Consider the following 26,492-nt stretch of genomic DNA (forward strand, 5'->3'; position numbering starts at 1 on the left):
TACTATACTGGGGTATTGTATAATGAATGTTTAAATAACAAATCCAAGGAGTAAATGTCTTTTGCAAGGAGACATTAATACCCGAAAAGGAGAAATCTGTATGGAAAATCATGACAAGAAACAGCATAACCACAATTTCCATCATGAACACGGTTCACATAAGTATCATAACCATGATGAGCATTATGTACATGAAGAGCATGATCACGAAAGCCATGGCGGCGGTCATAACCACCATGATCACGGGGGTATGGTGAAAGATTTTAAGAAGCGCTTCTACATTTCCTTAATCGTAACGATTCCAATTCTTATTATGTCGCCAATGATTCAAAGTTTTATTGGTGTTGATTGGCAGGTACCGTATAACCAATATATTTTGTTTGTGCTTGCTACCTTTATCTTCTTCTATGGAGGATGGCCATTTATTACCGGTGGGATCAGTGAGTTAAAAGACAAAAACCCTGGCATGATGACGCTTATAGGTCTTGCTATTCTAGTTGCATATGTATATAGTTCCCTTACTGTATTTGGACTGGAAGGAAAGGACTTTTTCTGGGAACTGGCTACATTGATTGACATTATGTTACTTGGGCATTGGATTGAAATGCGTTCAGTAATGGGGGCATCTAATGCACTTGAAGAACTTGTCAAACTAATGCCTAGTGAGGCACATAAGTTGGATGAAAACGATGAGGTACAAGACATTCCGGTATCCGATTTAAAAAATAATGATCGGGTGCTTGTGAAACCAGGTGAAAAAATTCCTGTAGATGGAATAATCATTGATGGTAAATCAGCAATAGATGAATCAATGTTGACTGGAGAATCTGTACCCGTAGAAAAAAATAAAGACGATGAGGTAATTGGTGGTTCAGTTAACAAAGAAGGGTCACTTACCATCCAAGTTGAAAAAACGGGAGAGGATTCATATCTTTCCCAGGTTATAACATTAGTAAAAGAAGCTCAGGAATCAAGGTCCAGAACACAGGATGTTACAAACCGGGCAGCAAAATGGTTGTTTTATGTTGCCTTGGCATCAGGTTTTATCACACTGTTCATCTGGTTAATTCTAGGGTACCCATTCGATGTTGCCCTTGAGCGAATGGTTACCGTGATGGTTATTACCTGTCCACATGCACTTGGTTTAGCGGCACCACTTGTTATAGCAGTTTCGACATCGATTTCGGCAAAACATGGTTTACTGATCCGCAATCGTGCCAATTTTGAAGGTGCAAGAAACTTGAATGCAGTTGTTTTTGATAAGACAGGAACGCTAACAAAGGGTGAGTTTGGTGTTACAAATATTGTACCAAATGAGGGTTATCAAGAAGATGAAGTCCTGATATGGGCAGCGAGCTTGGAACAAAATTCTGAGCATCCAATCGCCACGGGCATCGTAAAATCGGCAAAAGCAAAAGAGATAAAGCTGAAAAAGATTTCCGATTTTGAATCCATCACTGGTAAGGGAATCCAGGGAATAATTGATGGGAAAAAAGTGAATGTTGTTAGCCCCGGTTATGTTGCTAGTCAAAGCATGGCATATGATGAAAAGCTATTTAATGAAATGTCGGAAGAAGGAAAGACAGTCGTATTTGTTTTACTAGACGATGAATTGGTTGGTATGATTGCCTTGGCAGATATCGTTCGGGAAACGGCGAAAGAAGCAGTTGCTGCGCTTAAGGAGGACGGTATACATTCGATCATGTTAACCGGTGATAATAAAAAGGTTGCAAACTGGGTTGCCAAACAACTTGATATTGATGAAGTGTATGCAGAAGTTTTACCGGATAAAAAGGCAGATCAAGTGAGGGAAATTAAAGAAAAAGGCTGGAAAGTTGCGATGACGGGAGACGGAGTAAATGATGCACCCGCATTGGCAACTGCTGATTTGGGTATCGCAATTGGCGCAGGTACCGACGTAGCTATGGAAACAGCTGATGTCGTCCTGGTAAAAAGTAACCCAAAAGATGTTGTCTCGTTGATTGATCTATCGAAGAAAACATATAGGAAAATGATCCAGAATCTATGGTGGGCAACAGGCTATAATATTTTGGCAATACCGCTTGCGGCAGGAGTATTAGCACCTATTGGTATTGTATTAAGTCCAGCGGTAGGAGCTGTATTGATGAGTCTGAGTACGATTATTGTTGCGGTTAATGCAAAGTTGTTGAAGGCGTAAATTGAATAGATCTTTGTAAAGAGAAGTGAACCAAATCACCGGTTCGCTTCAATTTTATCCGCACCTTTATTGCATAATGTACCGATGAAAATTTTTTGTTCATTTTCATTGCGATATTTCTGAATATAACTTATACTAATAACTAGATGGATAGGGAACATCTTTTATTTTTTGCAATAAAATGAATGAGTATTCATTCAAGTGATGATAGGGGGAGAAATCATGTCACGAACGATCAAACGTGTTGCAGTATTAGGATCTGGTGTAATGGGATCGGGAATTGCTGCCCACTTAGCAAACGTTGGGATACCGACACTAATGCTTGATATTGTGCCAAAGGAACTAACCAAAGATGAAATGAAAAAAGGGTTGAGTTTGGAGGATCGCGTGGTAAGAAATCGGATGGCTGCTCAAAGCAAGAAAGCCTTGTTGAAGCAAAAACCATCACCAATTACAACCAAGGAAAGTCTTGATTTAATCGAGGTTGGCAATATGGACGATGATATCGAAAAATTGGCTGATGTCGATTGGATTATCGAAGTTGTTGTGGAACGACTGGATATTAAAAAACAAGTATTTGCAAACGTTGACAAGTATCGCAAACAAGGGACGATTGTCAGTTCAAATACTTCGGGGATTTCTATTGAAGCAATGGCAGCCGGCTGCTCAGAAGATTTCCGGAAGCATTTTCTAGGTACACACTTTTTTAATCCACCACGCTATCTGAAACTTCTGGAGGTTACCCCAACGAAAGATACGGATCCGGAAGTTCTGGCATTCATAAAAACATTTGGTGAAAATGTACTCGGAAAAGGTGTGGTGGAAGCAAAGGATACACCAAACTTTATCGCCAATCGAATCGGTACATACGGTCTTCTCGTAACTGTTCAAAAGATGCTTGAGGAAGGGTATAGCGTTGGAGAAGTTGATTCCGTTACAGGGCCGATGATTGGCCGTCCGAAAAGCGCTACTTTCCGCACCTTGGATGTAGTTGGACTGGATACATTTATTCATGTCGCAAAAAATGTTTACGATCAAGTGGATGGAGAAGAGAAAAAGGTATTTGATGTACCGGACTTTTTATTACAAATGCAGGAAAAAGGTTGGCTTGGTGCAAAGAGCGGTCAAGGATTTTTCTTGAAAAAGAAAGATAAGACCGGTAGTACAATCTATGAACTAAATCCACAAACATTGGAATATGAAGACCGTAAGAAATTAAAAACAGCTGCGACAGAAGCAGCTAAACAGCAAAAGGGTTCCCGGCGTAAATTGAAAGCGCTTGTGTCTGCAAAGGGAGATCGAGCCGGTGATTTAGTTTGGTCCGTTATGAAACCAGTCCTTATTTATTCGGCCGAGCTTGTCGGTGAGATTGCCGATGATATTGTTGCTATCGATCAAGCGATGAAATGGGGCTTCGGCTGGGAACTTGGCCCATTTGAATCATGGGATGCAATCGGTGTGCGTGAATCGGTAGAGCGGATGCAACAAGAAGGCGACACCGTTCCGGATTGGGTACTTGCCTTTTTGGAAGAAGGCAATGAATCGTTCTATAAAAAGGAAAATGGTCACATTTATTATTATGATCATGGGAAATACAAACAGCAGCATTTTAATAAGAAACAAATTAATCTGAAACAATTAAAAGATATCAATGGGGTAATTAAAAAGAATACGGGAGCTAGTTTAATAGATTTGGGGGATGGTGTTGCTGGATTGGAGTTTCACTCACAAAGCAATGCCATCGGGCTTGATGTTATTCAAATGATCAATTTCGCTATTGAGGAAGTTGGTAAAAACTACAAAGGGCTTGTGATTGGCAATCAGGCTAAAAATTTCTGTGTCGGTGCAAACCTTGCCATGATGCTGATGGAAGCACAGGATGACAACTTTTTTGAACTGGATATGGTTGTCCGGCAATTCCAAAACGTTGGGTTGAACATGAAGTATTCAGAGAAACCAATTGTTGCAGCGCCATTTAATATGACACTGGGCGGCGGTGCCGAGGTCTGCTTGTCATCAGCGGCCATACAAGCATCACCGGAAACCTATATGGGGCTTGTTGAAACAGGAGTTGGCCTCATCCCAGGCGGAGGCGGTACGAAAGAACTTTATTTGAAAGAAATTCGCCATTTGCCAAAAGGTATCGACTTCGATTTATCCAAGGTAGCCAATGATGTGTTTGAAAAAGTTGCCACAGCAAAAGTGTCCACATCTGGAGCAGAAGCACGGGAAAATGGCTTTTTAAATGGTAATGATGCTATTAGTGTGAATCCGGATCATCTGTTACATGATGCCAAAGCAAAGGTTCTGGCTTTAGCGAATGCGGGCTATCAAGCACCAAAACGAGAAAAAATACCAGTTGTTGGTGAGTCAGGATATGCTGCGATGCTTATGGGAGCCAAATCAATGAAATTAAGCGGCTATGCATCCGATCATGATGTGAAAATTGCTGAAAAACTGGCTTATGTACTTTCCGGAGGTCGCATTAAAGAGGGTACATTCATTGATGAACAAGTTATGCTTGATCTGGAGCGGGAGGCATTTTTGAGCCTGATTGGCGAACCGAAAACACAGGCCCGGATGCAGCACATGTTACTGAAAGGAAAGCCATTACGCAACTAAAAAAGCTTAAGGTCCAGGTTTGATAAATAGAAGAGGGGGATAAAAGTGAAGGAAGCGGTTATTGTTGCAGGTGCAAGAACCCCTGTAGGAAAAGCAAAAAAAGGGTCGCTGGCAAATTCCAGACCGGATGATTTAGCAGCCTTAACGCTTAAGGAAACATTAAAACAAGCAGGGAATTACGATGGAAATATTGATGATGTGATTATTGGCTGTGCCATGCCTGAAGCAGAACAAGGAGCGAATATGGCACGAAATATTGCGGGACTTGCAGGATTACACCATGATGTACCGGGGATTACGATTAATCGTTTTTGTTCATCGGGTTTACAAAGTATTGCGTTTGCGGCCGAGCGGATTATGATTGGGGCAAGTGACACGATGATTGCCGGTGGTGCAGAATCGATGAGTCTTATCCCAATGGGTGGCCATGTGGTAAAACCAAATTCCAAGCTTGTCCAGGATGCGCCGGGCTATTATATGGGAATGGGGCACACCGCAGAGGAAGTAGCCAATCGTTTTGATATTTCCCGTGAGGATCAAGATGCTTTCGCCGTCCGCAGTCATGAACGGGCAGCAAAAGCTATTCAGGAAGGTAAATTCAAAGAAGAAATTGTACCAGTCGAAGTAACTGAACGCGTAGTAGGAGAAGATAATAAAATTGAAGAAAAAAGTTTTACATTTGAAATGGATGAAGGGGTTCGCCCAGGAACAACCATGGAAATATTGGCGAAACTACGGCCAGCCTTTCATGTAAAAGGATCGGTTACAGCGGGAAATTCCTCGCAAATGAGTGATGGGGCAGCAACCGTATTATTGATGGATCGGGAAAAAGCGTCTGCTGAAGGATTAACACCACTGGCCAAATTCCGTTCCTTCGCGGTAGCTGGTGTTGAACCAGAAATTATGGGCGTTGGACCGGTTGCGGCTGTACCGAAAGCATTAAAAATTGCCGGCCTTGAACTATCAGATATCGGCTTGTTTGAGTTAAACGAAGCATTCGCGTCCCAATCGGTTCGCGTTATCCGCGCGTTGGATCTGAATCCGGATATTGTCAATGTCAATGGTGGAGCAATTGCCCTTGGTCATCCACTAGGCATGACCGGTACGAAATTAACGTTGAGTTTGATCCATGAAATGAAGCGCCGGAACGTACAATTTGGTGTTGTAACGATGTGTATCGGTGGTGGTATGGGTGCTGCCGGGGTGTTTGAGTTAATTTAATCTATTAATCCGTTGGTAAATTATTAATAGAAAGGACGTTAACAATGAGTGAAACAAAAGAAAAGTTATTTAAAGGTGGAGCTTTTTTAGTAGAAGATTTAACCGCTGATGATATTATCACACCAGAGGATTTTACAGAGGAACATAAAATGATTGCCAAAACAACCGATGAATTTGTTTCCGGCGAAGTCCTGCCCGTGAAAGACAAACTGGAAAATCATGAATTTGACTATTCGGTAGATTTGCTTAAAAAGGCTGGTGAGCTCGGATTATTAGGTGCAGATGTTCCAGAAGAATATGATGGTCTGGCATTAGATAAAATTAGTTCATCGTTGATTACTGAAAAATTTGCCCGTGCAGGTGGATTTGGAATTACACATGGGGCACACGTTGGTATTGGTTCCCTGCCGATTGTATTTTTCGGAAACGATGATCAAAAGAAAAAATATTTGCCAAAGCTGGCGACGGGTGAACTGTTAGCAGCATACGCACTGACAGAACCTTCCTCAGGATCCGATGCCCTGGGTGCAAAAACAACAGCAAAATTAAATGAGGCTGGTACCCATTATATTTTAAATGGCGAAAAACAATGGATCACTAATTCGGCATTTGCTGATGTATTCGTTGTCTATGCCAAAATTGATGGTGAACATTTCACGGCCTTTATCGTTGAACGCGAATTTCCCGGCGTTTCTACTGGAAATGAAGAAAATAAAATGGGAATTAAAAGTTCATCCACACGTACATTAATTTTGGAAGATGCAGAGGTACCTGTTGAGAACTTATTAGGCGAAAAAGGCAAAGGACACAAAATTGCTTTCAATATTTTGAATGTAGGACGTTATAAATTAGCTATCGGGGCTGTCGGTAGTTCAAAACGCGGAATTGAAGTAGCAACGAAATATGTGAACGAGCGTAAACAGTTTGGCCAGTCAATTTCCGACTTTAACTTAACGCGGGAAAAGTTGGCAACCATGGCAGCGAGAACTTATGCCAATGAAAGTGCCGTTTATCGTACAGTGGGTCTGTTTGAACAACGCATGGGTTCACTAACGGATGAACAATTAAAAGATGGTAAAGAAATAGCAAAAGCAATAGCGGAATATCAAATCGAGTGTTCCCTGAACAAATTTTCGGCCTCGGAATGTCTTGATTATGTAGCTGATGAAGCCGTACAGCTCCACGGAGGGTATGGTTTCATGGAGGAATATGAAGTCGCAGGTATGTATCGTGATTCGCGAATTAACCGTATTTTTGAAGGGACCAATGAAATCAACCGCCTTCTCGTGCCAGGAACATTGCTGAAAAAAGCGATGAAGGGTGAATTGCCATTACTGCAAAAAGCGAAAAGTTTGCAGGAAGAACTCATGATGATGATGCCGGAAGAGATTGGGGATAAAACACTGGAACAGGAAAAACACCTTTTGAAAAACGCCAAGAAAATTATTTTGCTTGGTGCCGGTCTGGCAGCGCAAAAGTATGCAAAAAAATTGGAAAACGAGCAGGAAATCCTCGTGAATCTGGCTGATATGGTTAATGAAGTGTACAACATGGAGGCAGCTATTCTACGTACAGAAAAAGCGATCAACAAATCAGGAGAAGAACAAAACAAACAAAAACTGCTTTATACGCAAGTCTATGTTCAGGAGGCATTTAATCGGATTGAAGCAGATGCCAAAGAAACATTAATTGCTGTTGAAGAAGGCGATACATTACGAATGATGCTGTCATCGTTACGTAAATTAACGCGCCACACACCAACCAATGTAATTGCCAAGAAGCGTGAAATTGCTAAAGGTATTATTGAAGAAGAAAAATATTTTGTATAAAGTAGTGTTCGTTAAATGAATTCGGGTATAGCTGTTCCCGCCGAGAAGAGAATTTGGGGGGGACTGTTTTTTCGGAATTCTGGCAGTATTTTTGTCGAAATCTCCCTATGATGATCCACCAAATGAGTTTTTTAACTGAAGAAGGATAAAATGTGAAAACCCTCCTGCTGTAATCTGTAGCAGGAGGGTTTCAAATGGTTATATATTTAACGGTAATATCCAGTAATTGCGCTTTCTTCGACTATGTACATCTAATTTTGTTATAATATATGCAATCAAAAAAGGGTGCAAAGGAGTGGTTCACATGGCATTGACATTCTACTGGTATCCAAAATGCGGTACCTGTAAAAAAGCGAAAAATTGGCTGGATGAACACAATATAGATTATACAAGTATACATATTGTGGACAACCCGCCATCACAGGAAGAATTGATGCAATTGATCGAGAAAAGCGGGTTGCCTGCAAAGAAGTTTTTCAATACGAGTGGCAAGAAGTATCGGGAAGGAAATTTCAAGGAAAAAATTAAGGATGCAAGCACCGAAGAAATGGCAGAAATGCTCGCATCCGATGGCATGTTGATCAAACGGCCGATCGTCACGGATGGACAGAATGTAACGGTTGGATTTAAGGAAGAAACTTTTCAGGAAAATTGGTTGTAAAATTAAAGTGAAATACTAGAAATAAACGAGAATACCTAGTATAGTAATATTGCAATGAATAAAGAGGATGTTCAAAAAGTCCGGTAAAAATGACCTCAGACTACTGTTGACGTTACAACAGGACGCCCTAAGACCTTAGCTGATCTTGGTCCTTTTTATACTCCTTTTTGAACGCACTTTAACGGAGGGATTTTCAATGAGCTTACCAGAAGAATTATTATATTCAGAAGAACATGAGTGGGTAAAAAAAGAAGACGATAAAGTCAGAATCGGAATTACAGATTTTGCCCAAGATGAATTAGGCGACATTGTTTTTGTTGAATTACCAGAAGTTGGTGACGACATCGAAGCAGATGAGCCTTTCGGAAGTGTGGAATCGGTAAAAACTGTTTCAGAATTGTATGCGCCAATTAGTGGTAAAGTTGTTGAAGTAAATGATGATTTAGAGGACAACCCTGAATTTGTGAACGAATCACCATATGAAAAGGCGTGGATGATTGTCGTTGAACCATCGGATGAATCAGAAATGGATGACCTGCTGTCGGCTAAACAATACGAAGAAGTAACGCAGGAAGACTAATTTCCACAAATGAATAGTACATGTCAGAAGGCTGGCTTGCACCGAAAAAGAAGGTGTATAGTCAGCCTTATTCACATCATAAGATGGTAATAGGGAAGCTTTTTGCTTGAATTGGTAAGGAGTGCTATGGGATCATGACAAATGAATCGGATAAGGTGATTATTGTTGAAGGGTTAACCGATAAAAAGCAAATCAAAAAAGTCATCACAGAGGACCTGGAAATTGTTTGTACGAATGGAACGCTGGGTGTGGAACGGTTTGATGAACTATTATATGCGTACGATTTGGATAATAAAGACGTATTTATTTTAGTTGATGAGGATGATTCAGGGATCAAGTTACGCAAACAATTGGCCCGGGAACTTCCGCATGCCAATCACTTATATGTCAGTAGTGAGTACCGGGAAGTAGCAACAACGCCCGAGCAGGTACTTGCGACAATTTTGGTTAGCAAAAGCATTGAGGTTAATCCGATATTTTTAATTTAGGGTGATCGTATTGCAGCAATTTACAGAAGAAGCAAAAGCAAAAGAGAGTTATTTTCTATATATTTTCACCCCGTTGTGTGGTACGTGTAAACTGGCCAGGACGATGCTGGATAAGATCGAGTCTGTACATCAGGAAAATATTTTTTACGAAATGAACGCCTCAATAAATCCGGAGTTTATGCAGGAATACAAGATCGAAAGTGTTCCGTGTTTGTTCATCAAACAAGATGGAAAAATCAAGGAGCGAGTTTATGCATTCCGCTCCATTGCCAATATTTATCACTATTTGCTTGAATATAAACCGGAATTGTTTGCGACATCATAATTCAACGAGGCTCTGGCAAACAAGTGGATCCAGCATGGACAAAGGGTATAAGGACAGGGTATCCATATTCTTATATTGCCTTTTGCAGGCGGTTGATCTACCAACCAATTGATGTAGGATAATTGGGAATTAGCGAACTATTGAACTTCATATTGACACTAGTGATTTGCAATGCTAATATTTAATTTATTATTAACAGCAATATATGATAAATCTCTTATCTTGAGCGGTGGAGGGACTGGCCCTGTGAACCCGCGGCAACCTTCAGGCAATTCGTTTGAAAGGTGCCAATTCCTGCAGAGTAGTACTTTGACAGATGAGGGAACTTAGAAGACATTAAAAACGTCTTTCTGTTCCCCGCAGAAAGACGTTTTTCCGTTATGTGGGGCATAATATAATCATGAAAATACAGATGATTTAAGTTTGTTTCCTGTATGGTTTGCCCTGGAAGGATTTTAAAAGGAGGACTATTTCTTGATTTCGATTGAAGGGTTGAGCAAAATTTTCTCATCATCCAATAATGAGCAAATCACTGCTGTGAATGAATTAACGTTAGATATACAAGAAGGCGAGATATTCGGGGTGATCGGATATAGCGGGGCGGGAAAGAGTACGTTTGTCAGGCTGCTGAATCGGCTGGAGGAACCGACGAGCGGACGGATTGTTATCCATGACCACGATATTACCGAGATGAATGCGAAACAGCTTCGGGTTGCCAGACAAGAAATCGGTATGATCTTTCAACATTTTAATCTGCTTTGGTCACGGACGGTCAAAGACAATATCGCATTTCCGCTGGAGATTGCAGGTGTTCCAAAGGACAAGCGTGACAAGCGGGTGAAGGAATTAATCAATCTTGTTGGTCTTACGGAACGCGAGAATGCTTACCCATCCCAGTTAAGTGGTGGACAAAAACAGCGGGTGGGAATTGCCAGAGCGCTTGCAAATAACCCGAAAGTATTATTATGTGACGAAGCAACTTCGGCGTTGGATCCGGAAACAACCGATTCCATTTTGGACCTGTTGGTGGATATTAATAAACAGCTGGGATTAACGATTATCTTAATCACCCATGAAATGCACGTCATTCGCAAAATTTGTAACCAGGTCGCTGTCATGGAAAAAGGAAAAATTGTGGAGCAAGGCGATGTGTTGGACATATTTTTGCGGCCGCAACAGCAGGTAACGAAGCGTTTTGTTGAACAGGTGATGGGGACAGCAGATGAAAATGAAGGTGTAACAGATCTGATTAACACATATGAGCATGGTAAAATTGTTCGTCTGCATTTTATTGGGGAAACTGCCAATCAGGCACTCATCAGCAAGGTGGCCAAGGAGTTTTCCATCGACGTAAATATCCTGCAGGGAAAAATTACGCAGACACAGGCAGGAGCCTATGGAACATTGTTTGTTCAGATGATCGGCGAAACGTCTGAATTGAACAAGGCGCTCCGGTTTATTCAGGATACCTCGGTAGAAGTGGAGGTGTTCCGTGATGCTGACTGATTTATTTCCTAATTTGAATATGGAAGATTTTTGGGATGCGACCTATGAAACATTTTATATGACCTTATTGGGACTTCTTGGTACATTTATTCTGGGAATTTTACTAGGGTTGCTCTTATACCTGACAGCTAAAGATGGGATATGGCAGAATAAATTTATTAACCTAATTGTTGCTGCTGCTGTCAATATCTTTCGTGCGATCCCATTTATTATTTTGATCTTTTTGTTATTCCCATTTACCGATTTTTTACTAGGAACGATTCGCGGCCCCAATGCTGCATTGCCTGCCTTAATTATCGGGTCGGCACCGTTTTATGGCCGATTAGTTGAGATTGCTCTAAAAGAAGTGGATAAAGGTGTGGTTGAGGCTGCAAAATCCATGGGGGCAAAAACAAGAACAATTATCTTTCGCGTCTTACTGCCGGAATCGATGCCTGCTTTGATTTCCGGATTAACGGTGACCGCAATTGCGTTAATTGGTTATACGGCAATGGCTGGAGTAATTGGCGCTGGAGGATTAGGTAATTATGCCTATTATTTTGGTTTCCAGCGACGTGACTTTGATGTTGTCCTTGTTTGTACTGTGGCAATTGTTATCATTGTATTTATTTTTCAGTTCATTGGCGACTTTATTTCCAATAAATTAGATAAAAGATAGAGAGGGGAATTTTTGATGAAAAAGGTTTTTATACTTCTGTCTGCAATACTGGTACTTCTTTTAGCGGCTTGTGGCGGTGGTTCCAGTGAGGGTAAAGATGAAGACGGTAATACAACCATTAAAGTGGGTGCAACAAGTGTCCCACATGCCGAAGTATTGGAAAAGGCGAAACCGATCTTGAAAGAAAAAGGGATTAATTTAGAGATTGAGGAATTTCAAGATTATGTATTACCTAACGATGCACTTGCTGATAGTGATCTGGATGCGAATTATTTTCAAACCATTCCCTTCTTAGAACAAGTGATAAAAGATACCGGCTACGATCTGGATTACATTGATGGCATTCATATTGAACCAATGGGGATTTATTCAAAAGATATTAAAAGTCTGGATGACGTCAAAAATGGTACAGAAGTGATTATGAGTAATTCAGCGTCAGACCATGGACGGATACTGGAATTATTTGAAAAAAGTGGCTTAATCAAGCTGGATGATAATGTGGATAAAGTAAATGCGCAGATTGATGATATTGTTGAAAATCCAAAGCATTTAAAATTTTCAGCTGATTATGATGCTGCAATTTTACCGGAACTCTATAATAAAGAAGACAATGTCCTTGTTGCAATCAATACTAACTATGCAATTCAGGCTGATTTAAATCCACTGAAGGATGCTTTGGCTATAGAGGACGAAAATTCCCCATATGTGAATGTGGTTGCCGTACGATCGGAGGATAAAGATAATGAAGCATTAAATACACTTGTTGATGTGCTGCAATCCAAAGAAATACAAGATTTTATGATGGACAAATACGATGGAGCAGTTGTCCCGGTCGGTGGCGAGGATTAAATTGCAACGTTTAGAAAATATCGAGTAAATGACAGGTATAAGGGTGAAAATAAAGGTATTTAACGAAAAATAATTATTGTGTTTACCGCAGAAGGATTTTTCCTGCGCAATGAATTGTCTGAGGTTTATATTCGTTTTGTCAGGGGAATTGTCCTTGTGTTAACCTTATGATTGTAAATAAAACGAAAGGATGATTCACTATTCATAGTGGAATACGAATGAATTACACTCCCGAAATGGAAAAGGCAATGCAGCAGTCTCATGGAATAGGTTACGCTGAATATGGGAGGAAGCTTGACAAACGAATTAATATTGAAAAGAGAAGACAAAAAGAATATGAGCAATGTAAACACATGGTAGCAGAAATCGATAGTCATTTGCATAGATAATAATAAAAGGATAGATGCTGGCAACTCCAATGCGGAGCTTGCCGGCATTTTTGTTATTGAAGACAGTACATCATATGCCATGTGGGCAAAGAAGTGCGTGCCTTGTTGGATGAGACGTCGGCTGGGATAACAGCATATTTCAAGTAAAACCTGTTACAGATGACAGATCATGTTTCATGCGTGGACGAACAAAGAGACCTTACTTTATGTTAAACTATAATAGCAACAAGGTACCGTGTATAATTTATCAGCTTAAAAAAGTTGAATATACATTCGAAATGATATAAGATTGGAATGAGAATAAATTGAGAATGGATATTGATCCATTTGATAAATACACACATATATAACAACAAATGGAGGTATTGATATGGCTGGATCAACACTGGAAATAAAAGATCTTCATGTGTCAATTGAAGAAAGAGAGATTTTAAAAGGTGTCAACCTTACAATAAAAGGTGGCGAATTTCATGCGGTAATGGGACCAAACGGAACAGGGAAATCGACCCTTGCATCAGCGATCATGGGTCATCCTAAATATGAAGTAACCCAAGGCAGTGTTTTGTTGGATGGAAAAGATGTTTTGGAAATGGAAGTTGATGAACGAGCACGTGCGGGACTGTTCCTTGGTATGCAATATCCAAGTGAGATCAGTGGAGTGACAACTTCAGACTTTTTGCGTTCTTCCATTAATGCACGTCGTGAAGAGGGCGATGAAATTCCGCTCATGAAGTTTATCAAAGAAATGGATAGTACGTTAGATTACCTTGAAATTGATAAAAACATGGCACAGCGCTATTTGAATGAAGGTTTCTCCGGTGGTGAGAAGAAACGTAATGAAATTCTCCAATTAATGATGATTAAACCGGAAATTGCCATTTTGGATGAAATCGACTCTGGTTTGGACATTGACGCGCTTAAAGTTGTTTCCAAGGGTATTAACAAATTACGTGATGAAAATTTTGGCTGCCTGATTATTACCCACTATCAACGCCTGTTGAACTACATCACACCGGATGTTGTTCATGTCATGATGCAAGGCCGTGTCGTTAAATCCGGCGGTCCGGAACTTGCTCAGCGTCTGGAGGCTGAAGGTTATGACTGGATCAAGGAAGAATTGGGAATTGAAGACGAAGTTGCTGAAACACAAGAGCAAAATGCGTAAAAGATAGGAGGGGTATTGATGACTGTTGAAACAAGGCTGCCATATGATCAAGCTTATATCAATCAATTTTCACAGGAAAGAAACGAACCGGAATGGATGCGGGAAATACGCCTCCATGCATTGGAACAAGCTGACGTGCTTGAAATGCCTAAACCGGATAAAACGAAAATCGGCAAATGGAATTTCAGCCAATTTAAACATACTGCACAAGGTGAAAGGATATCTTCACTTGGTGAACTGCCAGCTGAAATCCAGGAGTTTCTCGATCGGGAAAATAAACCGGAAAATCTGATAATCCAACGAAATCACACCATTGCCTATGCATCATTAACAGATGAATTAAAGGAAAAGGGTGTTATTTTCACAGATATTTTCACTGCACTAACCGAGCATGAGGATTTGGTCAAGCGGTATTATATGAAAGATGCCGTATCGATTGATGAACATCGTTTAACTGCATTGCATGCGGCATTAATGAATGGCGGTGTGTTCGTTTATGTACCAAAAAATGTTCAACTTGACACCCCGCTGCAATCTATTTTCTGGCAGGAAGACCCGGAAGCGGCCATCTTTAATCATGTGCTTGTGGTTGCCGATGAAAATAGTTCGTTAACATATGTGGAAAACTACATTTCCAGTAATCATGAGGAACAAACAGTTGCTAACATTGTGACGGAAGTTATTGCGCAAAATAATGCCAAGATCGCCTTTGGTGCGGTTGATAATTTTGCTGAAGGCACAACAACATACTCCAATCGCCGTGGTGTAACTTATCGTGATGCAACGATTGATTGGGCATTGGGACAAATGAATGATGGAAATACAGTTGCTGAGAATATTACACATTTGGTTGGCGATAATTCCAATTCCAATGCCAAAATGGTATCAGTAGGTCGTGGAAAGCAAACTCAAAATTTCCAATCCCAAATTGTCCACTTCGGTAAAAATACAGAAGGTTATATATTACAACATGGTGTCATGAAAGATAAGTCAACGGCTATTTTTAATGGAATCGGCAAAATTGAACATGGTGCATCGAAATCAAATGCAGAACAAGAATCCCGGGTACTCATGTTAAGTGAACGGGCGCGTGGGGATGCCAACCCAATTCTATTGATTGATGAAGACGATGTCATGGCTGGTCATGCTGCATCAGTCGGCAGGGTTGACCCAGTACAAATGTATTATCTAATGAGCAGGGGAATAACCAAAACGGAGGCAGAACGCTTGATTATTCATGGTTTCCTGGAACCGGTTGTCGGCCAGTTGCCAATTGAATCAGTCAAAAAACAACTGTCAGAAGTCATTGAGAGGAAGGTTTACTAATGGATGTCAATGCCATACGGGAACAGTTTCCCACGTTACATCAGGAAGTGAACGGGCATCCTTTGGTATATCTTGATTCATCAGCAACGTCGCAAAAGCCATTGAAGGTAATCGATGCAATTGACACATATTATCGTAATGATAATTCAAATGTTCATCGTGGTGTGCATACATTAGGCTCACGGGCTACTGAAAAGTATGAAGGAGCACGGGAGAAAGTACGCCGGTTTTTGAATGCAAAGAGTACTGCGGAGGTTATTTTCACCCGGGGAACAACAACCTCAATTAATACGGTTGCGTACAGTTATGCGCGAAGTACATTACAAGCGGACGATGAAATTTTGATTACGCCGATGGAACACCATAGTAATATTATTCCCTGGCAACAGACGGCAAAAGCAACAGGCGCGACTTTAAAATATTTGCCGTTGCAAGCAGATGGTACGATATCGCTGGCAGACGTGCGTGAAGCTGTTTCCGATAAGACGAAAATCGTTGCCATTGCCCATGTTTCCAACGTCTTGGGAACCATTAATCCGGTAAAAGAAATTACCCAAATCGCCCATCAACATGGTGCTGTGATGCTTGTTGACGGGGCACAGGGAGCACCCCATATGCAAGTAGATGTTCAAGATCTGGATTGTGATTTTTACGCATTTTCCGGACATAAAATGTGTGGTCCTACAGGCATTGGGGTATTATATGGAAAACGTGAGCTTCTGGAAGATATGGAACCGGTAGAATTTGGCGGCGAAATGATTGACTTTGTTAATTTGTACGATTCTACCTGGAAGGAGCTTCCATGGAAGTTTGAAGGTGGTACACCAATCATTGCCGGGGCAATAGGACTTGGTGCTGCGATTGACTTTTTGCATGAAGTTGGCATGGAAAACATTACAGCGCACGAACATGAACTGGCAGCCTATGCTCAATCTAAACTTCGTGCTATAGATAGAATTACGGTTTATGGTCCACAAGAACGTGCAGCGTTGGTTACGTTTAATTTGGATGATGTGCATCCGCATGATGTATCCACTGTACTTGATGCGGAAGGGATTGCAGTTCGTGCCGGCCATCATTGTGCCCAGCCGTTGATGAAATGGTTAAACGTAACGGCTACTGCAAGGGCAAGCTTTTATTTGTATAATACGATGGAAGATATTGATCGGCTTGTAGAGGGACTCTTGAAAACAAAGGAGTATTTTGGTGATGTCTTTTAACCTCGATACACTATACCGAAAAGTAATCATGGACCATTATAAAAATCCACGCAACAAGGGTACAGTAGAAGGCGATGCGCTGACTGTCGATATGAATAACCCGACATGTGGAGATCGCATTCAGCTGCAATTACAAGTAGAAGACGGTATTGTCAAGAATGCTAAATTTAATGGAGAAGGTTGTTCCATTAGTATGGCATCGGCGTCCATGATGACACAGGCAATCAAAGGGAAACATATTAATGATGCATTAAAAATGTCAAAAACATTTTCCAACATGATGCTTGGAGAAGATGTTGACATGGAAGAGGCAGATTTTGATGACATTGCAGCATTGCAGGGTGTTTCCCAATTTCCTGCAAGAATTAAATGCGCAACCCTTGCATGGAAAGCGATGGAAAAAGGGGTCCACGAAGATAAATAGGCGCCGGTCATTTGCAAGCCTGGAGAAAATGAACTGGCCACAGGGTTAGGAAGGATCATACCTTAAAGGAGGTTTTTTCATGGCTAAGAATATGCCAGAAATGGAAGAGTATAAATATGGATTTCATGATAAAGATGTCTCTATTTTTCGTACGGAACGAGGTTTAACGCCAAAAGTAGTTGAAGAAATTTCGAGAATGAAAGAGGAACCACAATGGATGCTGGATTATCGCCTGAAAGCATTGGATCATTTTTATAAGCGGCCAATGCCACAATGGGGCGGTGACCTGTCTGAATTGGATTTTGATGAAATAGTTTATTACGTTAAACCATCTGAACGCCAGGGAAAAACATGGGATGAGGTTCCTGATGAAATCAAACAAACATTTGACAAGTTAGGAATTCCGGAAGCAGAACAAAAATATTTGGCAGGGGTTTCCGCCCAATATGAATCTGAAGTTGTTTATTCCAGCCTGAAAGAGGATCTGGAGGCAATGGGTATCATTTTTAAAGATACGGATACAGCACTTCAGGAACATGAAGAATTATTCAAGGAATACTTCGGTAAAGCTATCCCGCCAACAGATAATAAATTTGCTGCCCTTAACTCAGCCGTCTGGTCTGGTGGATCATTCATTTATGTACCAAAAGGTGTAAAAACAACGACACCATTGCAAGCATATTTCCGTATCAACTCGGAGAATATGGGACAATTTGAACGGACGCTGATCATTGTTGATGAAGGTGCTTCTGTCCATTATGTAGAAGGTTGTACGGCGCCAGTCTATACGACGAATTCATTGCATAGCGCGGTTGTGGAGATCTTTGTTAAAAAAGACGCATACTGCCGCTATACAACGATCCAAAACTGGGCAAACAATGTTTATAATCTGGTAACGAAACGTGCGACATGTGAGGCTAACGCGACAATGGAGTGGATCGATGGAAACTTAGGTTCAAAATTGACCATGAAATATCCAGCTGTTCTATTGAAAGGTGAAGGTGCACGCGGTAATACCCTATCGATTGCAATTGCCGGACGCGGTCAATGTCAAGATGCTGGTGCAAAAATGCATCACCTGGCACCAAACACTTCGTCAACGATCGTATCCAAATCGATTTCCAAACACGGCGGAAAAGTAAACTACCGCGGACTTGTTCACTTTGGACGTAAAGCAGAAAATGCCCGTGCCAATGTTGAATGTGATACGTTAATCATGGATAATGAGTCAACTTCGGATACCATTCCATATAATGAAGTTTATAACAATAACATTTCTTTGGAACACGAAGCAAAGGTATCTAAAGTCTCAGAAGAACAATTATTTTATCTAATGAGTCGGGGATTAACAGAAGAAGAAGCGACAGAAATGATTGTAATGGGCTTTATTGAGCCGTTTACTAAAGAGCTTCCAATGGAATATGCCGTTGAAATGAACCGGCTGATCAAGATGGAAATGGAAGGTTCGGTAGGTTAAGTTTGAACCCACCAAAGAGCTCGCAATTTGCGGGCTCTTTTTATTTTTGTTCAACTAGCCTATATCAATAGAATTCATTACTAATGCGTGCTAGTATGGTGATAGACATATCAAGTAACGACAACGTGAGATAGTAGGGATTCGTAATTGGTTTACATCATTTGTTTATTCATTGGCATTGTAACAGCTTTTGTAGGAAGTTTAATCGGACTTGGCGGCGGGGTCATTTTAATTCCAAGTTTGTTGTTTTTGTTCCATTATACCGATATGTTCGCTTGGGCAACCCCTCAAACGATTGTGGGAGTCTCCTTAATGGTGATGGTTGTTACGGCATTATCTTCGTCTATATCCTATTTCCGAAAGGGTCGTATCGATTATAAAACGGGCCTTTTATTTCTGGTGGGAAGTATTCCGGCTGGTATTTTTGGTGCCTGGTTAAATCAGTACATTGATGCGGATAAATTCTCACTCTATTTTGGTATTTTGATGCTGGTCATATCTACTTTATTTTTAATCAAGCATGATAAGAAACATACGGATGATCAGGAACATTATAACCGTTCCTTTCAGATTGGGAATAAAACATATTGCTATACCATTTCGATTTGGAAAATAATCGTATTATCTGTTATTGTCGGTGTTTTATCCGGGCTGTTTGGTATTGGTGGGGGAGCGATTATTGTACCAGCAATGATTTTGTTGTTTGGTATCCCCGCACATATAGCTTCAGCAACTTCCATGTTTATTATCTTTTTTATCAGCGTGATTACAGTCAGTTCACATATTTATTTGGGCCATATTAACTGGCAGTATGTGTTTTTCTTTATTCCTGGTGCATGGATTGGCGGGACGATCGGAGCCAAAACCAATCAATTCTTAAATGGAAAAACATTGGAATGGATATTACGGATTTTACTTGTTATCATTGGGATTCGATTAATAATAGAAGGTGTTTAAACTATGCAGGAGAAAATATATTTTTATTATACGAATGATTTGCATAGCAACTTTTCCCAATGGCCGAAAGTAGTGCAATATTTAAATGATGCACGGGCAAGTACATCGCTTGAGCGGGCATCCAGCTGGGTAATGGATATTGGTGATCATATAGACCGTGCGCACCCAATTGCTGAAGCCTTTATGGGAAAAGCGAATGTGGACCTGATGAACGATGCCGGCTATGATTTAGTAACGCTTGGGAATAATGAAGGTATCACGCTTAATCACCAGGATTTATACCATCTTTACGACCAAGCAAATTTTCAGGTTGTTTGTGCCAACCTTCATGATATGGCAGAACCAGCTCCAGCATGGCTCCATTCACATGTGTATGTCCAGTCATTAACTGGCATACGGATTGCTGTTATTGGTCTTACAGCACCTTTTAATGATTATTATGAGCTGCTGGACTGGCATGTTTCGGATCCGTTTGCAGTGTTGGAACGAGAAATCAAGATGGTTGAACAGTCGTCAGATATAATTGTGTTATTATCTCATCTAGGACTCAGTGAAGACCAGACGATAGCCCGACGTTTTCCCGAAATTGATGTGATTATCGGTGGACATACGCATCATTTACTACGTACAGGCGAGATCGTTAATAATACAATACTGACAGCGGCAGGGAAGCATTGTCACTTTATTGGTGAAGTTATTTTGACATGGGATCATCACCGCAAACAACTCGTACATAAAGAGGCATATGCAACTGACATTAGTCATTTAACCAAGGACATGCGGACAGAGAGAAAAATACAAAAACTTACCGATCAAGCGGATGATTTACTAGGCAAGACAGTTGTGCACCTGGATCAATCAATTGAGGTGAAGTGGTTCGAGGATACAAAAATTATGGAAAAACTAACAGCAAACATGAAACATTGGACAAGGGCTGATTGTGCGATGCTGAATTCTGGCCTGCTACTTGACCGATTGCCTGCTGGAGATGTCACGTACCAGGATGTGCATCGAATCTGTCCACATCCAATTAATCCATGTGTCGTGGAATTAAATGGCGACGAATTGCTTGAGGTTGTCCGCGCATCGTTTACCAGAGATTTAATGGAGCTGCAACTAAAAGGTTTTGGTTTTCGCGGTAAGCTGATTGGGCGCATGATATTTTCCGGAATTACCGTTCGCACAAAAGCTTACACCGATGGACATGAATCAGTCAGAGAAGTGTTGTTTCAAGATAATCCTATCAATCCAGATCGTACTTACACGGTTGCAGTTGCCGATACATTTACATTCGGTCGATTGCTTCCGGAAGTGGCCAGATCAAAAACAAAAAAATATTTTTTACCAGAATTTCTGCGTGATCTACTCGCTTATACTTTAAAAAAAGACTTTGCTGAACGGTAATATGAGATTTAACCGCTTCTGGTCACAACCAAGTGTCATTGCCCAAGCCCCTTGAATACATATGTTAGTGTAAATAAGAGGGGGGAAACGGTAACATGATAACAGTAAATCCATTGGAAGTAGAGGGCTTGTTCTTTACCGCTATCGAAGTAGAGTTGCCAAAAACGAATTTATTAATTATTACAAATGAAATAGGTTATATCATGTGTGGTGCTTTGGATGTAGATGTATTGAATGAGATGTTGGCAGACCGTCATGTTATTGCCGGGCGCGCTGTTGGGGTGAAAACAATTGACGATTTACTAAATGCACCACTTGAAAAGATAACGGATGCAGCTAAACAGTATGACTGGGAGCCGGGTATGATCGGTCGTGATGCTTTGATCAAGATATCATGATGACGGGTAGTGGTTTTACAAATGGCGGTGGTTAAAGATATCAGACTGGCGTAGATGCCTGGACCGGATATTGTAGAATTGTAGAATGCTTGAATAATTAATCCGGAAATAGCATTCTAACCCCTCTGAAACAAGCATAAAATTGTTTCAGAGGGGGGTTGATGTTGCGACGACGGCCAGTTTTCAAGAAAAGAAGATCACCACTTCCAGCGAAAAATATTTTGGTAATTACCATGATCTTATTCGTGGCTATGATTGGACTAACCCTTATTATTGTGGATGCAGGGATTAAACCGACATTAAGGGATATAGCTGAAGTGAAAACAACAGAGTTTGCGACCCGTGGGATTAATGCTGCTGTGAAATTCGCAGAGGATTATGATTTTGAAAATGTTACGGAGTTTACCAGGGATAATGAGGGCAACATTACATCCTGGAAATTCAGACCTGATGCGATCAATGAAATAAACCGATATGCAACCGATAGAGCAGAAGAGTTTTTTTTACGAATGAATAGTGGGGAAATTCCGGAGGATGAACAATCGGACCTTGATTTGGATTATGGGGATACTGCAGAAGAGAAGAGTACCGAGGATCCGACACTGATCAATATCCCGCTTGGGGAAGTAACTGGTAATACTGTACTTTCTAATCTTGGCCCCCAAATACCTGTAAACCTGGAGCTGGTTGGAAATGTGAAAACGGATGTAAAACATGAAGTAGAAAAATTCGGGATTAATAGTGCGCTAGTGAAGGTTTATATTCATGCCGAGGCTGAAGTGCAAATTGTTATACCGTTTTCCACCAGTGTCAAAGAAGTAAGCACTGATGTTTATGTGACTTCCGGTATTGTGATGGGGAAAGTTCCGGAATATTACGGCGGTGGGGGAAACAACAATCCGCCAATTTCGATACCAAAAAATGAGTTGCAAAAAGATAAGTAGACTAGTATAGTATTAATATAAATAAATAATCAACCTTATCAGATCGGTGAGGTAGAGGCGCAAGCAGGATGAGTATCCAATTGGAGAATGACAACGATGATGATTGGAAAAAGGGCTGGTTGCCGAAGCATCATAAAGATCATATTTATCGATGCTGGTGTATCTTTGAACAAGGGGTATACTGTCATGCATATCACAAATGTATGGAGAACTACTGATCGAAATGGAGGATAACGTATACTAAAAACAATGGTAGGTTATTTTCTATCGTTGTTTTTTTATGTCTTTAAAATTTCCAGGTTCTCCGGTCGTTTGATGAAGAAATGGAGGTTTACCATATGGAGGGAACAATTTATTCATTAATCCCCCCGGTACTTATGTTAATACTTGTCTTGCTCACAAGAAAGGTATTGCTGTCGTTGGGGGCAGGGATTATTGTAGGAGCATTATTCATTCATCAATTCAATATTTTAGAATTCTTAAAGGAAATATGGAGGTCGTTCGCTAGCATATTTGTAGACGATGGGAGCTTTGACGGCGGCAACCTGTTGTTGGTAGGATTTTTACTAATGCTGGGAATTATGACTGCATTTATAACAGCATCCGGTGGAAGTCATGCTTTTGGTGATTGGATGATCAAACGTGTCAAAACAAGGGTCGGGGCACAGGTGATGACTGCAATTTTAGGTATTATTATTTTTATTGATGACTATTTTAATGCACTTGCTGTTGGTCAAGTGGCCAGACCATTGACGGACAGGCATCGAGTCTCGCGTGCAAAACTATCGTATTATATTGATTCCACCTCCGCGCCTGTGGCTGTTCTTTCGCCAATATCCAGTTGGGGAGCGTATATTATCGGGTTGCTCGGAAGTTTGTTTGCTGCAAATCAAATAACAAATATACAGCCATTTGAAGCTTTTATCAAAATGATTCCGTATAATTTTTATGCTATTGCAGCAGTTATTCTTGTTTTCCTCGTAGCATTTATGAAATTCGACATGGGACCAATGCGAAAACATGAAAACCGGGCTGTTCAGACAGGGGAAGTAGTTGATCCGAATAAAAAAGTACCAGGTGATTTAAGCGAGACTTTCACACCGCATCAGAACGGCCGTGTTTATCACTTAATCGTACCAATTGTTGTTTTAGTTGTGGCAACTGTTGCGATGATGTTTATTACGGGCATAAAGGAAAGCGGTGAAGTTGGATTTTTGCAGGTTTTCGCCAATACAAATGTTAATGTTTCACTGTTCATTGGGGGATTGTTAGCCGTAATTAGCTCACTGATTTTTCATCTCCGGTCCAGTCACCCAAGGGCCTCTTTAACAATGATTGTTATCGAAGGTGTTAAGGCTATGCTTCCAGCCATTTATATATTAGTTTTGGCATGGATGATTGGTTCCATCATCGGCACATTGGAAACCGGGAGTTATTTGGCAACACTTGTGGATAATGCTTCGATAAGCACAACATTATTGCCATTTTTATTTTTCATTATTGCTGGTTTTATGGCATTGGCTACAGGTACTTCATGGGGTACATTTGCTATTATGCTGCCGATTGCAGTGGACGTGACACTTGGTGCAGATATAAATATGTTATTGCCAACATTAGCAGCGGTGCTTTCCGGATCAGTGTTCGGGGATCATTGTTCACCGATTTCGGATACAACAATATTATCTTCAACTGGTGCCGGTGTGCAACATATTGATCACGTTTTAACCCAAATACCGTATGCAATGTTGGCTGCACTGGTTTCATGTATTGGTTATTTGATTATTGGCTGGACGAACTATATGATCCTTGCTTTGGCGACGGCTATCATTATTTTGGTTGCCATTGGTTTTTTATTTCAATTTATCGAAAAAACAAAAGTGGAAAATTAACGCAACCCCCTTCTTGTCAGTGGATGAGAGGGGGTTTTTAGATGGTAAAGTTTGCGTGATGCGGCTAGGCATATATTGGTTGGTCAATATGTTGAAACACTTTGACATAGTCTAAAAGTAACGGTATAATACAAGTATAAATATCAGAAAAGGGGAAAGATTTTAATTTAATCTAATATAATTAAATAGAAGAACTTACTAATGAGGAGGTCAATCAATGGAAAATCGTTCGCAATGGGGAACAAGGGCGGGATTTATTATGGCTGCAGTAGGGTCAGCTATTGGTCTTGGGAACATATGGCGATTTCCGGCCGTCGCCTATGAAAATGGAAGCGGTGCATTTTTTATTCCATATTTATTTGCGTTACTAACTGCAGGAATTCCGATTTTAATCATGGAATTCACGATGGGACATAAATATCGCGGTTCAGCTCCGTTAACGTACAGCCGAATGCATAAGAAATCTGAATTCATCGGCTGGTGGGCAGTAGCGGTTGCATTTGTCATTTCAACGTATTACTCGGTTATTATCGCCTGGGCAATATCTTATGCACTATTTTCATTTAATCTAAGCTGGGGAACAGACACGGAATCATTTATGTTTAACGATTATTTGCATTTGGTTGATCCGGGGAATTTTGGTGGTTTGGTTCCTGGTGTACTTATCCCGCTCATCATCGTTTGGATTGTCGTATTGGGAATTTTGTTCGCAGGAGTTAAGAGGGGGATTGAGATAGCAAACCGCATCTGTATTCCTGCATTGGTCATTATTTTCTTGATTGTTGTTATTCGTGCCATTACACTGCCAGGTGCGATGACTGGACTGAACGCATTCTTTGAACCGAACTTTGCCGAAATTGCGAAGCCTGGTGTCTGGGTTGCAGCCTATGGTCAGATCTTCTTTAGTTTATCAATAGCCTTTGCGATCATGATTACGTATTCCAGTTATCTACCCAAAAAGTCGGACATTACTAATAATGCGTTCATTACCGGGTTTGCAAACTCCGGTTTTGAATTACTTGCTGGAATTGGTGTATTCGCTGTACTTGGATTCATGGCTACCCAACAAAATGTACCTGTCGATGAGGTTGTTGCCGGTGGTGTGGGGCTGGCATTTGTAGTATTCCCGCAAATCATTAATCAGTTCCCAGCGCTAAACGGGTTATTTGGTTTCTTATTCTTTGCCTCGTTGATGCTCGCAGGGTTAACTTCATTAATATCGATTTCTGAAACCTATGTTGCCGGGTTGGTGGATAAATTCGGCATTACCCGGAAAAAAGCAGTTTTGTTTGGTGGCGGACTCGCCGCGATCTGTTCCTTTGTTTTTGCCACAAGAGGCGGATTAAATTTCCTGGATACGACCGATTACTTTATTAACCAGTTTGGAGTTGCTTTGCTTGGGTTAATTGAAGTGATTTTTGTTGCATGGGGATTGCGTAAACTTGGAGAATTTAAAGCTCATGCAAATGCCATTTCTGATATCCGGTTAGGCTGGTGGTGGACTGCTAGCTTGGGAATCGTTACACCACTTGTACTCGGCTATATGCTGTTTGGTCTGTTTAAAGAAAATTTACTGAAACAATTTGCAACTGAAAATGGTAACTATGAAGGGTATCCTGATTTCTTTATTTTTTATAGTGGCTGGTTTGTAGCAATTGCGGCATTAGTGATTGGTATAATCATGACCTTTACTAAATGGAAAACACGTGAGAACGAAGCACAATCAAAGACGAAGGAGGCAAACTAATATGAGTGGAGGAGCGATTGTTGTTGCGATTTTTGGAATCATTATTATTTGGGGGGGCTTGGCGGCCAGCATTGTAAATGCCGTGAAAAAATCCAAAGAATCCAATTCATAAATTTAATTAAATTTTCCTTAAAGTGCGTGTTCAAAAAGGAGGATAAAAAGGACCGAGAAGTTCTAGGCGGCGTGGCTTTGAGCACCGGAGTGTACATAAAAGGTACATGAGGAGTGGAAAAG

The 26,492-nt window shown here is 40.7% G+C and carries 24 protein-coding genes and 2 riboswitches; all 24 genes read left to right on the forward strand.

Annotated features, from left to right (window positions below; genetic code table 11):
* Positions 1–100: 100 nt before the first annotated feature.
* The 24 genes from ABRT01_RS07190 to ABRT01_RS07305 all read left to right on the forward strand — a co-directional run bounded on the left by ABRT01_RS07190 (position 101) and on the right by ABRT01_RS07305 (position 26,370).
* Entirely contained in the window at positions 101–2,179 is a 2,079-nt protein-coding gene (locus tag ABRT01_RS07190; RefSeq protein ID WP_269411871.1) for a heavy metal translocating P-type ATPase, read from the forward strand.
* Between the two features lie 222 nt (positions 2,180–2,401).
* Positions 2,402–4,801 (forward strand): 3-hydroxyacyl-CoA dehydrogenase/enoyl-CoA hydratase family protein, encoded by a 2,400-nt coding sequence (locus ABRT01_RS07195; RefSeq protein WP_269411872.1) that lies wholly within the window; start codon positions 2,402–2,404, stop codon positions 4,799–4,801.
* A gap of 45 nt (positions 4,802–4,846) precedes the next feature.
* On the forward strand, positions 4,847–6,022 hold the full coding sequence (locus ABRT01_RS07200) for an acetyl-CoA C-acetyltransferase (RefSeq protein ID WP_367746712.1): 1,176 nt from the start codon (positions 4,847–4,849) through the stop codon (positions 6,020–6,022).
* 44 nt (positions 6,023–6,066) lie between these two features.
* Positions 6,067–7,851, forward strand: coding sequence for an acyl-CoA dehydrogenase family protein (locus ABRT01_RS07205; protein ID WP_269411874.1), 1,785 nt, complete (start codon positions 6,067–6,069; stop codon positions 7,849–7,851).
* 304 nt (positions 7,852–8,155) lie between these two features.
* Positions 8,156–8,512: an arsenate reductase family protein gene (locus ABRT01_RS07210; RefSeq protein ID WP_269411875.1), complete on the forward strand. Its 357-nt coding sequence runs from the start codon at positions 8,156–8,158 to the stop codon at positions 8,510–8,512.
* A gap of 196 nt (positions 8,513–8,708) precedes the next feature.
* Positions 8,709–9,092: a glycine cleavage system protein GcvH gene (gene gcvH / locus ABRT01_RS07215; protein ID WP_269411876.1), complete on the forward strand. Its 384-nt coding sequence runs from the start codon at positions 8,709–8,711 to the stop codon at positions 9,090–9,092.
* A gap of 134 nt (positions 9,093–9,226) precedes the next feature.
* Entirely contained in the window at positions 9,227–9,580 is a 354-nt protein-coding gene (locus ABRT01_RS07220) for a toprim domain-containing protein (RefSeq protein WP_269411877.1), read from the forward strand.
* 10 nt (positions 9,581–9,590) lie between these two features.
* Positions 9,591–9,905, forward strand: coding sequence for a thioredoxin family protein (locus ABRT01_RS07225; RefSeq protein WP_269411878.1), 315 nt, complete (start codon positions 9,591–9,593; stop codon positions 9,903–9,905).
* Between the two features lie 214 nt (positions 9,906–10,119).
* Positions 10,120–10,228: riboswitch (SAM riboswitch) on the forward strand.
* A gap of 151 nt (positions 10,229–10,379) precedes the next feature.
* Positions 10,380–11,411, forward strand: a complete 1,032-nt coding sequence (locus ABRT01_RS07230) for a methionine ABC transporter ATP-binding protein (protein ID WP_269411879.1) — start codon at positions 10,380–10,382, stop codon at positions 11,409–11,411.
* Positions 11,401–12,069 (forward strand): methionine ABC transporter permease, encoded by a 669-nt coding sequence (locus ABRT01_RS07235; RefSeq protein ID WP_269411880.1) that lies wholly within the window; start codon positions 11,401–11,403, stop codon positions 12,067–12,069. The genes ABRT01_RS07230 and ABRT01_RS07235 overlap by 11 nt, the downstream gene beginning before the upstream one ends.
* 15 nt (positions 12,070–12,084) lie before the next feature.
* Positions 12,085–12,918: a MetQ/NlpA family ABC transporter substrate-binding protein gene (locus tag ABRT01_RS07240; protein WP_269411881.1), complete on the forward strand. Its 834-nt coding sequence runs from the start codon at positions 12,085–12,087 to the stop codon at positions 12,916–12,918.
* Between the two features lie 218 nt (positions 12,919–13,136).
* The gene (locus ABRT01_RS07245) at positions 13,137–13,307 is read left to right on the forward strand and encodes a YuzK family famiily protein (protein WP_367746715.1); all 171 of its coding nucleotides are present in this window, start codon (positions 13,137–13,139) and stop codon (positions 13,305–13,307) included.
* Between the two features lie 370 nt (positions 13,308–13,677).
* Entirely contained in the window at positions 13,678–14,472 is a 795-nt protein-coding gene (sufC, locus tag ABRT01_RS07250) for a Fe-S cluster assembly ATPase SufC (protein ID WP_269411882.1), read from the forward strand.
* Positions 14,473–14,490: 18 nt separating this feature from the next.
* Complete coding sequence (gene sufD / locus ABRT01_RS07255) at positions 14,491–15,798, forward strand: Fe-S cluster assembly protein SufD (protein WP_367746717.1); 1,308 nt, start codon at positions 14,491–14,493, stop codon at positions 15,796–15,798.
* The gene (locus ABRT01_RS07260) at positions 15,798–17,018 is read left to right on the forward strand and encodes a cysteine desulfurase (RefSeq protein ID WP_269411884.1); all 1,221 of its coding nucleotides are present in this window, start codon (positions 15,798–15,800) and stop codon (positions 17,016–17,018) included. The genes sufD and ABRT01_RS07260 overlap by 1 nt, the downstream gene beginning before the upstream one ends.
* Positions 17,008–17,442 carry a Fe-S cluster assembly sulfur transfer protein SufU gene (gene sufU, locus ABRT01_RS07265; protein WP_269412497.1) on the forward strand — a complete coding sequence of 145 codons (435 nt, stop codon included), beginning with the start codon at positions 17,008–17,010 and terminating at the stop codon, positions 17,440–17,442. The genes ABRT01_RS07260 and sufU overlap by 11 nt, the downstream gene beginning before the upstream one ends.
* A 79-nt stretch (positions 17,443–17,521) precedes the next feature.
* A complete protein-coding gene (gene sufB / locus ABRT01_RS07270; RefSeq protein WP_269411885.1) occupies positions 17,522–18,919 on the forward strand; it encodes a Fe-S cluster assembly protein SufB in 1,398 nt (465 codons plus the stop codon).
* A 147-nt stretch (positions 18,920–19,066) separates the two neighbouring features.
* Entirely contained in the window at positions 19,067–19,876 is an 810-nt protein-coding gene (locus ABRT01_RS07275; protein ID WP_269411886.1) for a sulfite exporter TauE/SafE family protein, read from the forward strand.
* Between the two features lie 3 nt (positions 19,877–19,879).
* Positions 19,880–21,280, forward strand: coding sequence for a bifunctional metallophosphatase/5'-nucleotidase (locus ABRT01_RS07280; RefSeq protein WP_269411887.1), 1,401 nt, complete (start codon positions 19,880–19,882; stop codon positions 21,278–21,280).
* A 95-nt stretch (positions 21,281–21,375) separates the two neighbouring features.
* Positions 21,376–21,678 carry a YunC family protein gene (locus tag ABRT01_RS07285; protein WP_269411888.1) on the forward strand — a complete coding sequence of 101 codons (303 nt, stop codon included), beginning with the start codon at positions 21,376–21,378 and terminating at the stop codon, positions 21,676–21,678.
* Between the two features lie 164 nt (positions 21,679–21,842).
* Positions 21,843–22,622, forward strand: a complete 780-nt coding sequence (gene yunB / locus ABRT01_RS07290; protein ID WP_367746719.1) for a sporulation protein YunB — start codon at positions 21,843–21,845, stop codon at positions 22,620–22,622.
* Between the two features lie 44 nt (positions 22,623–22,666).
* Positions 22,667–22,844: riboswitch (Lysine riboswitch) on the forward strand.
* A gap of 116 nt (positions 22,845–22,960) precedes the next feature.
* A complete protein-coding gene (locus tag ABRT01_RS07295) occupies positions 22,961–24,511 on the forward strand; it encodes a Na+/H+ antiporter NhaC family protein (RefSeq protein ID WP_269411890.1) in 1,551 nt (516 codons plus the stop codon).
* 217 nt (positions 24,512–24,728) lie between these two features.
* Entirely contained in the window at positions 24,729–26,258 is a 1,530-nt protein-coding gene (locus ABRT01_RS07300) for a sodium-dependent transporter (RefSeq protein ID WP_269411891.1), read from the forward strand.
* 1 nt (position 26,259) lies between these two features.
* A complete protein-coding gene (locus tag ABRT01_RS07305) occupies positions 26,260–26,370 on the forward strand; it encodes a methionine/alanine import family NSS transporter small subunit (protein ID WP_269411892.1) in 111 nt (36 codons plus the stop codon).
* Positions 26,371–26,492: the final 122 nt, after the last annotated feature.

The sequence above is a fragment of the Lentibacillus sp. L22 genome (assembly GCF_040812445.1).
Taxonomy (GTDB): Bacteria; Bacillota; Bacilli; order Bacillales; family Amphibacillaceae; genus Lentibacillus_C; species Lentibacillus_C daqui.

Coding starts and splice junctions, on each gene's coding strand:
- sufD (WP_367746717.1), top strand. CDS start 14,491: ATGACTGTTGAAACAAGGCTGCCATATGATCAAGCTTATATCAATCAA.
- ABRT01_RS07190 (WP_269411871.1), top strand. CDS start 101: ATGGAAAATCATGACAAGAAACAGCATAACCACAATTTCCATCATGAA.
- ABRT01_RS07280 (WP_269411887.1), top strand. CDS start 19,880: ATGCAGGAGAAAATATATTTTTATTATACGAATGATTTGCATAGCAAC.
- ABRT01_RS07195 (WP_269411872.1), top strand. CDS start 2,402: ATGTCACGAACGATCAAACGTGTTGCAGTATTAGGATCTGGTGTAATG.
- ABRT01_RS07210 (WP_269411875.1), top strand. CDS start 8,156: ATGGCATTGACATTCTACTGGTATCCAAAATGCGGTACCTGTAAAAAA.
- ABRT01_RS07245 (WP_367746715.1), top strand. CDS start 13,137: ATGAATTACACTCCCGAAATGGAAAAGGCAATGCAGCAGTCTCATGGA.
- sufC (WP_269411882.1), top strand. CDS start 13,678: ATGGCTGGATCAACACTGGAAATAAAAGATCTTCATGTGTCAATTGAA.
- ABRT01_RS07240 (WP_269411881.1), top strand. CDS start 12,085: ATGAAAAAGGTTTTTATACTTCTGTCTGCAATACTGGTACTTCTTTTA.
- ABRT01_RS07305 (WP_269411892.1), top strand. CDS start 26,260: ATGAGTGGAGGAGCGATTGTTGTTGCGATTTTTGGAATCATTATTATT.
- gcvH (WP_269411876.1), top strand. CDS start 8,709: ATGAGCTTACCAGAAGAATTATTATATTCAGAAGAACATGAGTGGGTA.
- ABRT01_RS07285 (WP_269411888.1), top strand. CDS start 21,376: ATGATAACAGTAAATCCATTGGAAGTAGAGGGCTTGTTCTTTACCGCT.
- sufB (WP_269411885.1), top strand. CDS start 17,522: ATGGCTAAGAATATGCCAGAAATGGAAGAGTATAAATATGGATTTCAT.
- ABRT01_RS07300 (WP_269411891.1), top strand. CDS start 24,729: ATGGAAAATCGTTCGCAATGGGGAACAAGGGCGGGATTTATTATGGCT.
- ABRT01_RS07205 (WP_269411874.1), top strand. CDS start 6,067: ATGAGTGAAACAAAAGAAAAGTTATTTAAAGGTGGAGCTTTTTTAGTA.
- sufU (WP_269412497.1), top strand. CDS start 17,008: ATGTCTTTTAACCTCGATACACTATACCGAAAAGTAATCATGGACCAT.
- ABRT01_RS07235 (WP_269411880.1), top strand. CDS start 11,401: ATGCTGACTGATTTATTTCCTAATTTGAATATGGAAGATTTTTGGGAT.
- ABRT01_RS07220 (WP_269411877.1), top strand. CDS start 9,227: ATGACAAATGAATCGGATAAGGTGATTATTGTTGAAGGGTTAACCGAT.
- ABRT01_RS07295 (WP_269411890.1), top strand. CDS start 22,961: ATGGAGGGAACAATTTATTCATTAATCCCCCCGGTACTTATGTTAATA.
- ABRT01_RS07260 (WP_269411884.1), top strand. CDS start 15,798: ATGGATGTCAATGCCATACGGGAACAGTTTCCCACGTTACATCAGGAA.